This is a genomic window from Nonomuraea sp. NPDC049625, assembly GCF_040675285.1.
In the GTDB taxonomy this organism is placed as follows: Bacteria; Actinomycetota; Actinomycetes; order Streptosporangiales; family Streptosporangiaceae; genus Nonomuraea; species Nonomuraea angiospora_A.
On the sequence record NZ_JBFAOQ010000002.1, the window covers coordinates 264,892 to 278,295 of the forward strand.

Here is a 13,404-nt window from a genome sequence, read left to right on the forward strand (position 1 = left end):
GCAACGAGGGGATTCTGCATTACGGTGGTCGCATGGCTGATCGCACCACTTCGAGCACCACCATCAGCGCAGGCCGGCCCGAGGTCATGGCGGTCATCGCCGACTTCCCCTCGTACCCCGACTGGGCCGGGCAGGTCAAGAGCGCCGAGGTCCTCACCACCGACGGACAGGGCAGGCCGGAGACGGTGCGCTTCGTCCTCGACGCCGGGATGATCAGTGACACCTACACCCTCGGCTACACCTGGCAGGACGACCACGTGAGCTGGCAGGTGGTCGAGCCGGGCAAGATGGTCTCCGACCTGCGGGGGAGTTACCTGCTCGCCGACACGGGCAGGGGCACGGACGTGACGTACGAGCTCACGGTCGATCTGAGCGTGCCCATGATCGGCATGATCAGGCGCAAGGCCGAGAAGGTGATCGTGGACACCGCGCTCAAGGGCCTCAAGAAGCGCGTCGAAGGCAGCTGAGTTGAGCCCGAGGGTCCTGCTCTTCACCGGAAAGGGCGGCGTCGGCAAGACCACGGCCGCCGCCGCGACCGCCACGCTCGCCGCCAGGCGCGGGCTCAAGACGCTGATCGTCTCGACCGACACCGCCCACTCGCTGGCCGACGCGCTCGACGTGGAGCCCGGCGAGATCGCGCCGGGCCTGCATCTCCACCAGGTGGACACGCAGAAGTCGCTGGAGCGCCACTGGGGCGAGCTGCAGCAGTACGCCAGGGGGGTGCTGAGCGAGCTGGGCCTCGACGAGATCACCTCCGAGGAGATCACCGTGCTGCCCGGCGCCGAGGAGGTCATCGCCCTCCTCGAGTTGCGCGAGCACGCCCGCGAGGGCCGCTGGGACGTGATCGTCGTCGACTGCGCGCCCACCGCCGAGACACTGCGGCTGCTGGCCCTGCCCGAGGCGCTCGACTGGCACGTCAGCAAGCTCATGCCCGTCGGCCGCAGGCTCGTCAGGCTCGTCTCGCCGTTCGTGCGCAGCGTCGCCCACGTCAGCGCGCCCGGTGAGGAGGTCATGAGCGCGGGCGAGCGCCTGCACCGCGGCCTCATGGAGGTGCGCGAGCTGCTCACCGGCGACCACGCCTCCGTGCGGCTCGTGCTCACGCCCGAGTCCGTGGTGCTCGCCGAGGCCAGGCGCACCCTCACCTCGCTCAACCTGTACGGCTACCGCGTCGACGCCGTCATCGCCAACCGCGTCTTCCCCTCCGACGGCGCCGACGAGTGGCGCGCCCAGTGGGCGGCGGCGCAGTCCAGGCTGCTGGCCGAGGCGGAGCAGTCGTTCGCGCCGCTGCCCATCCACGTCATCCCCTACCTGCCCGCCGAGCCCGTCGGCAAGGACGCGCTGGCCGAGGTCGGCGAGGCGATGTACGCCGAGTCCGACCCGTTCGCCGCCCACGCCGTCGATCCGCCGCTGCGGATGGACGCCGACGAGCTGGTCCTGGCCCTGCCCGGCGCCGACCGCGGCGACGTCGACCTGGCCCGCAAGGGCGACGAGCTGATCGTGACGGCCGGGCCCTACCGCAGGATCCTGGCCCTGCCCGCGGCCCTGGCCCGCAGGAAGATCACCGGGGCCGCGCTCCGCGACGGCGTGCTGCGGGTAGGTTTCAGCCCGGGGAGCGAATCCGCGTCCTGATGAGTTGAGGAGGATGAGCGACCCATACGTAGGGAGGGCGAGATGACCGAGAGCAACACCGGCAACGACAGAGACCCGATCGGAACCGTCGCCGACGAGGCACGCAAGCTGTTCGAGTCGATCCAGGGGCGGGCCACCCGCCAGGTCGGCAAGAGCGTGTTCAACTCGTTCACCGGCGGGGGTGCCCGCAGGGAGCGCGACGTGTGGGAAGAGGCGGTGTCCGATCCCCACGACGAGTACATCTGCCGGGCCTGCCCGTGGTGCAGGGCCATCGCGGCCCAGCGCGAGTCGGGCGCCGACGTGACGGGGCACCTGATGGCCGCGGGCGGGGAGCTGTTCGCCGCGTTCCGCGGCGCGCTCGACTCGCTGAGCAGGCCCGCCCCCCGCGGGCCGCGCGAGGACACGCCGGACCGCCGCGCCACCCGGCCGGAGGGTGGCGGCAACGTGGAACACATAGATCTGGGATAGGGAGAAAAGGGGCCAATGCTCACGATCGGTGTCGATATCGGCGGGACCAAGGTGGCCGCCGGTGTGGTCGACGACAAGGGCGTGATCGTCGAACACACGCTCAGGCCCACCGCCGCCGACCGCCCCGACCTGGTGGCCGAGACGGTGGCCGATGTCGTTCGCGAGCTGAGCGCGGGCAGGCAGATCGAGGCCGTCGGGGTCGGCGCGGCAGGGTTCGTCGACGAGAGCCGCTCGATTGTGCGCTTCGCCCCCAACCTCGCCTGGCGCGAGGAGCCGCTGCAGAAGAAGATCGGCGGCCTCGTCGGCCTGCCGGTCGTGGTCGAGAACGACGCCAACGCCATGGCGTGGGGAGAGAGCAGGTTCGGCGCCGGGCGCGGCCAGTCCTTCGTGGTCTGCATCACGCTCGGCACCGGCATCGGCGGCGGCCTGGTCGTCGACGGCGCCCTCTACCGCGGCCGCTGGGGCATGGGCGCAGAGTTCGGCCACATGCAGGTGCTCCCCGGCGGGCGCCAGTGCGGCTGCGGCAACGTCGGCTGCTGGGAGCAGTACGCCAGCGGCCAGGCCCTCGTCAAGGACGCCAGGGAGATCGCCGAGGCCCACCCGGAGCAGGCGAAGATCCTCCTCGGCCTGGCCGGCGGCAAGATCGAGGGCGAGGAGATCACCGAGGCGGCCCGGCTGGGCGACGAGGCCTCGCTGGCCGCGTTCGCCAGCCTGGCCGAGTGGCTGGGCCAGGGCATGGCCGACCTGGCCTCCGTCCTCGACCCCGGCTGCTTCATCGTGGGCGGCGGCGTCTCGCGGGCCGCCGACCTGTTCATCGACCGGGCCCGCCAGGCCTTCGCCGAGAAGCTCACCGGCCGCGGGCACCGGCCGCTCGCCGAGATCCGGCTGGCCGAGCTCGGCGCCTCCGCGGGGGTGGTGGGCGCGGCCGACCTGGCCAGGCAGCGCTGACGATCAGGGTCGGCACGTACAACGTACGCGGGCTGCGCGACAGCGTGCCCGCGTTGACCAGGGTCATCGCCGCCATGCGCGCCGACGTGCTGTGCCTGCAGGAGGCGCCCAAGGTCGTCCGCTGGCGGGCCAGGCGCGAGGCCCTGGCCGCCGCGGCGGGCCTGCGCGTGGCCACCCCCGGCCGGGTCGGCGGCGTGGCCGTGCTCGCCGGGCCGCGCGTCGCCGTGCTGCACGCCGAGAGCCGCGCGCTGCGGGGCTTCCTCGGGCTGGAACGGCGCGCGCTCGCGCTCGCCGTGGTGGAGATCGAGGAGGTCCGCCTGGCCGTCGGCTCGCTCCATCTCGACCTCAACGGCCCGGCCAGGGTGCACCACGCCGCCGAGGCCGTGGCGCTGATGGAGCGCGCGGCCACCCGGTTCGGCGCGACGATCGTGCTCGGCGGCGACATCAACGAGCAGGCGCACCAGCCCGCCTGGCGCTACCTGGCCGGACGGCTGGCCGACTGCCACGCCGTGGCGCCCAAGGGCGACGGCCTGACGTTCACCGCGGCGCGGCCCTCCGTGCGCATCGACGGCGTGTTCGCGGCGCGCGAGGCGCGTGTCGTGTCGTGCGGGGGAGTGGACGCCCCGATCGCCGATCTGGCCGGGGCCAGTGACCATCTGCCTGTTGTCGCAGAGTTGCGAGTTGGGCACTAACGGGCAAGACCGGCCCCCCAGCCCGTAGCATTTGCTCATGACCCGTCGCCATCAGCGGCGTGCGCTCTCCTTCATCTTGGCGACGTCCGTGGCCTTGACGCAGGTCACGCCCGCCGCGCATGCCGAACCCCGCCGCCCCGCCACCATGGAGGCGTGGCAGCAGTCGACAAGCGCACGCCTGCAGGCCGACGGTTCACTGTCCGACGTGCTGGCCGTCTCCTCCAACGACGTGTGGGCGGTCGGCCAGCAGGAGATCTGGGACGTCTGGAAGAACCGCGGCACCGTCCGCCACTGGAACGGCAGCGGCTGGTCCGAGGTCTCCATCCGCGACGCCACCGCCGCCGGCAATCTGCGCGGGCTGGCCGTCGCCGGGCCGTCCGACGTGTGGGCGGTCGGCGACGGGCACGACGGGCTGCCGTACCTGGCCCACGGCGACGTCAGCGGGTTCGACCGGATCAGGCCGCAGGGCATCCCCGGCGACGACGGCCGCCCCACTCCGCTCTTGCGGGCGGGAGACTGGCTGGGCGGCGTGGACGCCAAGCCGGGACGGGTGGTGGCGGTCGGCAGCCGCGACCAGCAGGGCCTCATCCTCACCGGCCAGGGCAACTCCTGGACCGTGCAGCAGACCACGGAGAAGGGCGCGCTCTACGCGGTGGCCGGCGGGTTCGCCGTCGGCGACACCGGCTCCGAGCCGCTGATCATGCACTACTCGGGCGGCTCGTGGGAGTCCATGCCGGTGCCCTCCATCCCCGGCGGCTACCTGCGTGACCTGCAGGTCGACAGCGCCAAGCGGGCGGTGGCCGTCGGCGGCGTCTACCGCGGGCCCGGCGAGGTCTCGCCGCTCGTTCTCACCTGGAACGGCAAGCGCTGGAGCGAGCAGCCGACGCCCGTCTCCGACGCCCGCCTCTACGGCGTGACCGGCGACGGCAAGGGCCGCTACTGGATCACCGGCTACGACCCGGCGCGGGCCGCCGAGCCGTTCATGCTGCGCTGCGAGAAGGGCGAGTGCGCGACCATCCGCGGCGGGGCCGCGCGGGGCCGCAGCAGCGTACGCCTCCAGGCGGTGGCCTACCTGCCCGGCAAGGGCACGGTGTGGGCGGTCGGGCACGCGGTCGACACCCGCGACCGCTACACCGACGTGGTCGAGTCGTTCGCGCCCAAGACCACCACCGCGAAGTCCTAGCGGCGGGCCCCTACAGCACGGCGCCGTCGTCCCAGCCGGAGTCGTTGGGCGGGCCGTCGCCCATGCGCACCACCAGCGCCACGAACCCGCCGATGAACGCCGCCACGGCCGTGAACAGCGCCCAGCCCTCCATGTGCCAGCTCGCCATCGCGGCCACCAGGAGATAGGCGGGGCCGCCGAACAGCGCCACCCACGCCAGCTTGGTGGGCAGGTCGAGCTTGGGCAGCGGGGGCGGCGGGGGCGGCTCGAAGTGGCCCTCGTCCGCCTCCTCCTCGTCGTCCGCCGGGTCCTTGTACGGCTCCTCGTCGAGCTCGGGCTCCTCCGAGGGTTTCACCACTCGGCGGGTGGGCTCGGCGGGGACGTTCTCGCTGTCCGGCCATGGCTGGTCGGCCGAGTCGCGCTCGGCGGTGTCGTTGAAGGACGCGACGATCTGCCGCCAGACCTCGTCCTCGTCACTCTGGGGCGTCACCTAGATGGGCCTCTCCACAGCGATCGCGACTTCCCCCTGGGTGCGATCAGTCCCTCTGCAAGGGTACCGAGGCATGTGTCCGGATGAAGTCGAGGCTCCCGGCAAAGATCCTGTCGGCATCGTTGTCAAGCGTCGCAACATGGTAGCTATCGCTTAGCTCCTCGATCGTGGCCTGTGGGACCTTCGCACGGATGATCGCCACACTCGTCGGCTTGACCACATGGTCCTCCGTGCTGTGGAAGACCAGCAGTGGTTGCGTCACTTTAGCCAGGTCGGCCTGCACCAGCGACCACAGCGAGGGCAGCGACGCCGCCGCCTTCACCGGGGTGCGGTCGTAGGCCAGCTCGGTCACGCCGGGTTTCTTGACGTCGTTGGCGACGCCGGGCACCGACGGCACGAACCACTTGAGCAGCGGAGCGAGCTTGAGCAGCGGCACGTCGTTCGTGATCGAGGGGTTGACCGCGATCACGCCGGCGATCGCCGGGCCGTGCACCTCGGCGAGCCGCAGCGCCAGGCAGCCGCCCAGCGACAGCCCCGCCACGAACACGTCCGGGCAGCGCCCCTGGAGGTCCGCGAACGCCTTCTCGACCTCGGCGTACCAGTCCTCCCAGCGCGTCCTGTTCATCTCCTGCCACGTGGTGCCGTGCCCCGGCTGGCGGGGCAGCGAGACGCTCACCCCGTGCCCGGCCAGGAACTCCCCCCAGGGCCGCAGCGACTGTGGCGAGCCGGTGAACCCATGGCAGAGCAGCACACCGACCTGGCCTGCTCGATGGTGGTAGGGCTCCGCGCCTGGCATGAGCGGCATAACAGCTCCTCCATGCAGTTTCATTCCGGGCAGGTTCCTCCGGGAACGGCCCGATCGTCGCACGTTCCGGGGTGTTTGTGCGAGAGCTGGTGTAGGAGCATCGTGTTCAAGGTGGGAAGATGACTCTGCTCACACGTAACGCGCTGGAGAAGAGGTGCCGGAGTGTTCTACTGGGTGGTCAAGGCCATCTTGGGTCCGTTCCTCCTCGCCGTCTTCAGGCCGTGGACGGAGGGCTCGGAAAACGTGCCCAAACAGGGGCCCGCGATCCTGGCCGGCAACCACCTGTCGTTCGCCGACCACTTCTTCGGCCCGCTGCAGATCCGCCGCAAGGTCATCTCGCTCGGCAAGGCCGACTACTTCACCGGGCGCGGCGTCAAGGGCTTCTTCACCCGGCTGTTCTTCAGCGGCGTCGGCACCGTGCCGATCGACCGCTCCGGCGGCAAGGCGAGCGAGGCGGCGCTCCGCACCGGCCTGCGCATCCTGCGTGAGGGCCACATCCTCGGCATCTACCCCGAGGGCACCCGTTCGCCCGACGGCCGCCTCTACAAGGGCAAGACCGGCGTGGCCAGGCTCGCCCTGGAGTCACGGGCGCCGGTCATCCCGTGGGCCGTGATCAACACGTACGAGATGATGCCGCCGGGGCGGCCGCTGCCCAAGTTCGGGATCCGGCCGGGCGTCAAGTTCGGCAAGCCGCTCGACTTCTCCCGCTACTACGGGATGGAGGACGACCGGCTGGTGCTGCGCGCCGTGACCGACGAGATCATGTACGCCCTGATGGAGCTGTCCGGGCAGGAATACGTCGACAAGTACGCCGCGAGCGCCAAGGTCGAGCTGGAGCGCGCCGCGCGCGCCGCCGCCGCCAAGGGGTGAGCTCACCCGGAGGCGCGTAAGACCGTCTCGGTCTTCTGCATGGCCGTGGTCATGGTGTGCAGCTCCTCGCGGCTGATCCGGTCGATCAGGTACGCGCGCACGACCTCCAGGTGACCCGGCGCCACCCGTTCCAGGCAGCGCACGCCCGCGTCGGTGAGCACCGCCAGCACCCCGCGCTCGTCGCCGGGGCAGGTGGCGCGCTCCACCAGGCCCGCCTTCTCGAGCTGGGTGATCTGGTACGTCAGCGCGCTCTTCGACACCACGACACCCTTGGCCAGCTCGGTCATGCGCATCTGATGGCCCGGCGTGTCCGACAGCCGCGTCAGAATTTCGTACTGCGGATGCGTCAGCCCGGCCGCGGCCTTGAGCTGCTCCTCGATCCGCCGTTCGAGCAGGTGGGCGGTGGACAGGAAGGCGCGCCACGCCGCCATCTCCGTCGCGTCAAGCCATCGGGGGTCCGTCACCGGTTCAGTCTACTGTCGTTCAGATTTGAACAATCAATGCTAGGGTCGTTGTTCAAATCTGAACCACTCTTAAGGAGATCGCATGATCGGCCAGGCGCGCCCCGTCGTCCTGCTGCTCGCGAGGATCGCCATCGGCGTGATCTTCCTCGTCCACGGCTACCAGAAGTTCGCGACCATGGGGATCGCGGGCACGACCAAGTTCTTCGAGTCCGCGGGCATCCCGCTGGCCTCCGTGGCCGCTCCCGCCGTCGCCGTGCTGGAGGTGGCCGGCGGGCTCGCGCTGATCCTGGGCGCCGCGCTGCCGATCGCCGGCACGTTGCTGGCCCTCGACATGGTGGGCGCCATCGTGTTCGTGCACGGCGCGAGCGGGTTCAGCGCCGGCGAGGGCGGCTATGAGTTCGTCCTGGCGCTGGCCGCGGCCAGCCTGGCCGTCGGCTTCACGGGCGGGGGAGCGCTGGCCCTGGACAACGTCCTGGCCCGCCGCCGCCCCGAGTCGGCGCTCGCCTGACGGCTTCTCCTCCGGGAACCGGGACCCCGCGCCCGCGCGGGGTCCCGCCGCGGCTCAGGACAGGGCCACGTCTCAGGGGCTCAGGAGAGGTGGGCGCGGATCTGCGCGATGTGCTCGGGCGTCGTACGGCAGCACCCGCCGATCAGCGACGCGCCCGCCAGCTGCCACTCCTTGGCCGCCTGCCCGAACTCCACCGGGTCCGCCAGCCCCAGCCACCGGCGGTGCCCGGCGTCCCACGTCTCTCCCGAATTGGGGTAGACCACCACGGGCAGCCCGCCCGCCAGGCACGAGATCAGCCCGGGGATGTGGCGCGGCGCGGTGCAGTTGGCCCCGACGGCCACCACCTGCGGGTTTCCGCCGAACAGCGCGGCCGCCTCGGTGATCGGCGTGCCGTCGTTGAGCCGCTCGCCGTCGCGGCACGAGAAGCTCACCCACGCCTTCACCTCGGGCGTGCGGGCCAGCAGCCTGGCCAGCACCCGGGCCTCGGGATAGGACGGGATCGTCTCGCAGGCCAGCAGGTCGGCCCCGGCCGAGGCGAGGATCTCCCAGCGCGGCAGGTGCCAGTCGAACAGGCCGTCCTCGTCGAGGTCGTAGTCGCCGGTGTATTCGGCGCCGTTGGCCAGGAAGGCGCCGTACGGGCCGACCGAGGCCGCCACCAGCCCGTGCCCGGCCTCGTCGCGTGCCTGCGCGGCCAGCTCGACCGACAGCCTGATCAGCCGCTCGGCCGCCGCCACGTCCAGGCCGCGCCGGACGAACCCGGCGATCGTGGCCTGGTAGCTGGCGGTCGTGGCCACGTCGGCGCCCGCCGCGAAGTAGTCGGCGTGGGCGCGCCGGATCACCTCGGGCCGCTCCAGCAGCAGCCGCGCCGACCAGAGCTCGTCGCCGAGGTCGGCGCCGAGCCGTTCGAGCTGGGTGGACAGGCCGCCGTCCAGGACAAGTGCAGTCACCCCACCAGGGTACGAGCACGTGGGCGGGCCCGTGGCCGCCTACCGGTGGCGTGAGCCCGCGCCCACCACCGGAGGCCGGCCGGGGAAGGCGCTGATCACGTGGTCGAGCAGGGCCGGCGTGTCCTCGGGGGACTCCACCGTGAAGTCCGCCACGCGGGCCAGCTCGTCGCCCGTCTCGGTGTTCGCCACCGCGACCCGGACGCCCATGAAGGCCGGGTCCCGCTCCTCCCTGCCGCGCAACGCGTCGAAGGCCCGGCCGTCGGAGAGGTCGTCGCCGAAGTACCAGGCGCGGGTCAGCGTCTCGATCTCGCGGGCGACGACCGTGCCCTTGTCGCGTTCGACGGGCGGCCTGAGCTCGACGACCATGCGCCCGTACTGCTCCCGCAGCCCCAGCTCGGCCGCCTTGCGGGACGACCACCGCTCGACAGCGCCGCGCAGCGCCGGGGCCGAGCGGTAGTGCAGCGCCACGATCAGCGCCTTGTCCTCGATCAGGATCTCGTGCGGCAGGTCGCGGGCGGCCTCCTCGGCCACCCGCCGCATGACGGGGGCCCACGGCTCGGCCTCGGCGTCCGTGCGCACGCGGCCGTCCTCGACGGTCTGCATGCCGTACAGGCCGAACAGGCGCAGCTGGGGAGCGCCCGAGAAGCGGTCCCGCAGGTACGCGGCCGGGCGGGAGGACACGATCGCGACCTTGCTCACGAGCCTGGCCAGCACCTGCAGCCGTTCCAGCGCACCGGCCACGGGGAACACCGCGCCAGGGTCGCGCATGATCGGGGCGATGGTGCCGTCGTAGTCGAAGAAGAAGCCGGATCCGGCGCTCTCCGAGACGGTGGCGGACACTGCTTCGGCGAAGCGGAGCGGGGCGCGAGAGGTCGCCATGCTCAGTGACGATAGAACAGCGCGACCGGGTCGGACAGACGCCTTCCCGTGAATTTCCCGGCCCTTGCCCGCCACCCGCCGTTCATGATCACGACGCCTGGCCCAGTTCCTCCGGGGGCCCGGCCGGACCCCCGGAGCAGGCCTACGAGCGCTTCCAGAAGGGTCCGCGGCGAGGGCCCCCGGACCCGCCCGGGCCGGAGCCGCCCACGAGGGTGGTGAGGACCTCCACCGCACGGTCGTGCAGGGCTTGGGCGTCGGCGCCCGGTCGCTCGGCGGCCTCCAGCTCGCGGGCCAGCGTCTCCAGCTCCGCGTTGCCCCCGAGGTACGCCGCCAGCGCCGCCAGCCGCGAGCCCAGGTCCGCCAGGTAGAGCAGGTCGGCCATGGGCAGCGCCTTCAGCCGGTCGAGCTCGGCCACCAACTGCGGCCGGACCGAGTCCAGCGGGTGACCGGGACGCGGCGCGGACTTCGGCGCCCTGCCACCACGGGGGCCACCACCGGGCCCGCCCGGCGCGAAGGGGGCCGGCCTCGGAGGCCCGGCGAACCCTCCTCCGCCCCCCGCCGGCCCACCGGTCAGGAAGTCCGGGGACGCGTCGGCGGAACCGAGACCGGGGTCCGGCATCCGCATCCGCGGGGCGGCCGGCGGTGCGGCCGGCGGGGCGGCCATCACCGCCGCCTGCGCCATGAAGCCCATCATCGGCGGGTTCTGCGGCAGCTCCCACCCGCTCGGCGGCTCGACCGGCTGGATGACGCGGTGCTCCGGCCCTCCGTCGGCGACCTGCCTGGTGTCGACCGCCACGTACGCGGTGAAGCGGCACAGCACGCCGTACTCCAGCGACGTCCGCACGATCCGCGGCTCCAGGTCGTGCTCGCCCATGGCGTAGCGGTCCTCCAGCTCCCGCAGGTGCGCGCGGGCCCACACGGCCTGGATGGCCGGATTGTCCACCGCCACTCCCGTGACCTGCTCCTCCCACGGCCCTCCGGCCGCCAGGCCGCGCACGGTCAGCGAGGAGCCCTCGCGGTGGCGCCCGTACACGCGCAGCGGCACGCCCGGGAAGATCGACCCGAGATGGGTGACGGTGTCCGGTTCGAGCTCGAGCCCCTTGAGGGAGAGGTCGGTCACCAGGGGGGCGCCGATCCTGCGGTGGATCTGCTCCATGGCCGCGTCCAGCCGGTCCTCCGACTCGACCAGCTCGCACCGGCCCGCGCCGAGCCCGGCCAGGCGGCCGAGGAAGCCGGCGTTCACGGCGCGGTCGATGCCGACCGTGTGCACGCGCATCGCGGACAGGGCGCCGCCCGCCTGCTCCAGGATCTGGTCCTCGTTGCCCACCTGGCCGTCGGTGACCAGGACCACGACCCGTTCGCGCTCGTCGCGGCCGCCCAGCAGGGCGACGGCCCGGCGCAGCGGCTCCAGCAGCTCGGTGCCGCCGCGGGCGTCCACCCGCGCGAGGTGCTCGACGGCGCGGTAGCGGTTGCGGTCGGAGGCCTCCACCAGGCCCTCGAACGCCTCCTCCACCACCGAGTCGAACGTCAGCACCGCGAACCTGTCCTGGGCCGTCAGCGTGTCGACGATGCGGGCGGCGGCCCGCCTCGCGGCGACCATCTTCCAGCCGCCCATGCTGCCGGAACGGTCGAGCACCAGCACCAGGTCGCGCGGCGGGCGCGTGGACTGGAGAGGCGGCGGCACGACCGTGAGCGCGAAGGTCCCCCGGCTGTCGAGCTGCAGGGACGTGGACGCGTCGAACGACAGCCGCAGGATGAAGTCGCGGTCGAGGCGCTCGCCGGGACGCAGGCGTACCGTGTGGCCCTCCTCCTCCACCACGTGCAGGCTGGAGGCCAGCTCGCGCAGCTCCAGCCCGGCCGCGTCCACGGTCGCGCTCAGCGACAGGCGCACCGGGTCGGGGAAGCCGGGCAGCAGGACCGGCGGGCTGATCCTGGACGCGTCCGGCACCGCGTCGGTGTCGGGCGCGACGCCGTCGCCCGCGGACGGGCCGTCGATGGGGTTGCCCGGGATGTAGCGCGGGGCCACGACCAGCGGGAACCGGAACGTGGCCGCCCCGTCCTCGTACGGCAGGGGCTGGCTCATGGTCAGCCGGACCGAGACGCGCTCGCCGGGCAGGATGTTGCCCACCCGGATCGTGAACACGTCGGGCCGGTCCTCCTCGGCGATCGCCGCCCGCCTGCCCTCGCGCAACGCCTGGTCGTAGTCGGCCCTGGCCTGGGCGCGCTCCTTCAGCACGCCCTCGATCACCCGGTCGTCGGCCTCCATCCGGAACCCGGTGACGGCCGCCCGGTCGGGCAGCGGGAAGACGTACGTGGCCTCCAGGGTGACGTCGAACGGATTCCTGAACCCCTGCGTCACCTCGACCCCGGCGATGAGGCCGGAGATGCCGGCGTTCACGTCAACGCTCTCGAGCGGCAGGTTGCCGCGCTCGGTCCGCAGCGCGCCGAACCCGGCGTCCGGCACCGGCAGGCACCGTGCGGGCTCCAGCGAAGTGATCTTCATATGAGCTCCCTTTCTTCGAGCACCGCGAGCAACGGCCCCGCTGCCGCCAGCACCGCCTGAACGTCCTCCTCCGACGGGACCCGGCCGGCGTCCAGCACCAGCCGCACCCCATCCCCCAACCTGACCCCCACGACAACCGCCCCACCCGGCCGGTTTTCGGGCACGCCGCCCGGCGCGGTCGAATGGGCCCCGCTTGGCGCGCCGGGCGCGCTCGGGCTGCTGCGATGCCCGTCGGCCGGCCCGGTCAGCTGATGTGCCGCCCCTGAAGCCCGCACGCTGCCCTTCCCCGGCCGCTCAGCCCAGAACCGCCCCCGCACCGACTCCCGATCGCCGCCATGCCGATCATGCCCGGCTTCGGCCGTGCCCGGCACCTCATCACCCCGGGCCCGCACATCGCCACCGGCCCGTGCATCGCCACCGGCCCGTGCATCGCCACCGGCCCGCACATCGCCACCGGCCCGCACATCGCCACTGGCCCGTGCATCGTCACCGGCATCCGTCGCTCCGCGCTCGGCCGCTTCCTGCCCGGTCGCGCCGCGCTCAGGCGCCCCGCGCTCGGCCGCGCCACTGCCCGGGCGGGCGCCGGCTGCCGGGTGCGCGCCGTCGGGTGCCTCGCTCGAGCCAGGGCCCACCCGGTCGCGCACGGCGCCGGTCATGGGGGGAGTGCCCGCACCCGCGGCGGTTTCCAGCATGCGGTCCGTGGCGCCCGCCAGGGCCGCCTGGATCTGGGCGATCGAGTGCCCGGCGGCCTGCAGCCGTTTCACGGCCACGAGTTGCAGGAGGTGCCGCCGCCCGTACTGGGCGATGCGGCCGCGCCTGGTCAGCGGCGGGTCCACCAGCCCGATCGTCGTATACCACCTGATCAGCCGCTCGCCGGGCACATCGCGGACCCGGCCGTTGCCGGCGGATGCGCCGTCCGAGCTCGCGCGCAGCGCCAGCGCCGCGCGCTCGGCCAGCTCGCCGATGGTCCAACCGATGGGCTCGGTGGAGGCGGAGGTGTCGCTCATACCTCCACAATGACACTGTCATTGTTACACTG

15 protein-coding genes are annotated in these 13,404 nt (G+C 72.7%); 8 read left to right on the forward strand and 7 right to left on the reverse strand.

Features of this window, described 5'->3' with window-relative positions; translation table 11 throughout:
* Positions 1-32 precede the first annotated feature (32 nt).
* The 6 genes from AB0J87_RS08585 to AB0J87_RS08610 are packed head-to-tail and all read left to right on the forward strand — an operon-like array spanning position 33 to position 4,920.
* Positions 33-467 (forward strand): SRPBCC family protein, encoded by a 435-nt coding sequence (locus AB0J87_RS08585; RefSeq protein WP_363963516.1) that lies wholly within the window; start codon positions 33-35, stop codon positions 465-467.
* Between the two features lies 1 nt (position 468).
* Positions 469-1,629 (forward strand): ArsA family ATPase, encoded by a 1,161-nt coding sequence (locus AB0J87_RS08590; protein ID WP_350728977.1) that lies wholly within the window; start codon positions 469-471, stop codon positions 1,627-1,629.
* 42 nt (positions 1,630-1,671) lie between these two features.
* Positions 1,672-2,097 (forward strand): DUF5304 family protein, encoded by a 426-nt coding sequence (locus AB0J87_RS08595; protein WP_363963518.1) that lies wholly within the window; start codon positions 1,672-1,674, stop codon positions 2,095-2,097.
* A gap of 15 nt (positions 2,098-2,112) precedes the next feature.
* The gene (locus AB0J87_RS08600) at positions 2,113-3,045 is read left to right on the forward strand and encodes an ROK family glucokinase (RefSeq protein ID WP_363963520.1); all 933 of its coding nucleotides are present in this window, start codon (positions 2,113-2,115) and stop codon (positions 3,043-3,045) included.
* A gap of 44 nt (positions 3,046-3,089) precedes the next feature.
* On the forward strand, positions 3,090-3,737 hold the full coding sequence (locus AB0J87_RS08605; RefSeq protein ID WP_363963522.1) for an endonuclease/exonuclease/phosphatase family protein: 648 nt from the start codon (positions 3,090-3,092) through the stop codon (positions 3,735-3,737).
* 37 nt (positions 3,738-3,774) lie between these two features.
* Entirely contained in the window at positions 3,775-4,920 is a 1,146-nt protein-coding gene (locus AB0J87_RS08610) for a hypothetical protein (RefSeq protein ID WP_363963524.1), read from the forward strand.
* 10 nt (positions 4,921-4,930) lie between these two features.
* On the opposite strand, the gene AB0J87_RS08615 is transcribed toward AB0J87_RS08610, so the two are convergent.
* Positions 4,931-5,389: a hypothetical protein gene (locus AB0J87_RS08615; RefSeq protein WP_350728985.1), complete on the reverse strand. Its 459-nt coding sequence runs from the start codon at positions 5,387-5,389 to the stop codon at positions 4,931-4,933.
* Positions 5,390-5,435: 46 nt separating this feature from the next.
* A complete protein-coding gene (locus AB0J87_RS08620) occupies positions 5,436-6,194 on the reverse strand; it encodes an alpha/beta fold hydrolase (protein WP_350728987.1) in 759 nt (252 codons plus the stop codon).
* A gap of 162 nt (positions 6,195-6,356) precedes the next feature.
* Between AB0J87_RS08620 and AB0J87_RS08625 the strand changes: the two genes are divergently transcribed.
* Complete coding sequence (locus AB0J87_RS08625) at positions 6,357-7,064, forward strand: lysophospholipid acyltransferase family protein (RefSeq protein ID WP_363963527.1); 708 nt, start codon at positions 6,357-6,359, stop codon at positions 7,062-7,064.
* Between the two features lie 2 nt (positions 7,065-7,066).
* Here the strand turns inward: AB0J87_RS08625 and AB0J87_RS08630 are convergent, their stop codons facing one another.
* Positions 7,067-7,528, reverse strand: coding sequence for a MarR family transcriptional regulator (locus AB0J87_RS08630; RefSeq protein WP_350728989.1), 462 nt, complete (start codon positions 7,526-7,528; stop codon positions 7,067-7,069).
* Positions 7,529-7,610: 82 nt separating this feature from the next.
* Here AB0J87_RS08630 and AB0J87_RS08635 point away from each other — a divergent pair, with 82 nt between their 5' ends.
* Positions 7,611-8,036 carry a DoxX family protein gene (locus AB0J87_RS08635; protein WP_350728991.1) on the forward strand — a complete coding sequence of 142 codons (426 nt, stop codon included), beginning with the start codon at positions 7,611-7,613 and terminating at the stop codon, positions 8,034-8,036.
* An 80-nt stretch (positions 8,037-8,116) separates the two neighbouring features.
* Here AB0J87_RS08635 and mmuM read toward each other — a convergent pair whose 3' ends face one another.
* From mmuM to AB0J87_RS08655, 4 genes are all read right to left on the reverse strand, one after another.
* The gene (mmuM, locus tag AB0J87_RS08640; protein WP_350728992.1) at positions 8,117-8,983 is read right to left on the reverse strand and encodes a homocysteine S-methyltransferase; all 867 of its coding nucleotides are present in this window, start codon (positions 8,981-8,983) and stop codon (positions 8,117-8,119) included.
* 39 nt (positions 8,984-9,022) lie between these two features.
* A complete protein-coding gene (gene otsB / locus AB0J87_RS08645; protein ID WP_363963530.1) occupies positions 9,023-9,862 on the reverse strand; it encodes a trehalose-phosphatase in 840 nt (279 codons plus the stop codon).
* 142 nt (positions 9,863-10,004) lie between these two features.
* The gene (locus AB0J87_RS08650; RefSeq protein ID WP_363963532.1) at positions 10,005-12,365 is read right to left on the reverse strand and encodes a VIT domain-containing protein; all 2,361 of its coding nucleotides are present in this window, start codon (positions 12,363-12,365) and stop codon (positions 10,005-10,007) included.
* Entirely contained in the window at positions 12,362-13,372 is a 1,011-nt protein-coding gene (locus tag AB0J87_RS08655) for a MerR family transcriptional regulator (RefSeq protein ID WP_363963534.1), read from the reverse strand. The genes AB0J87_RS08650 and AB0J87_RS08655 overlap by 4 nt, the downstream gene beginning before the upstream one ends.
* Positions 13,373-13,404: the final 32 nt, after the last annotated feature.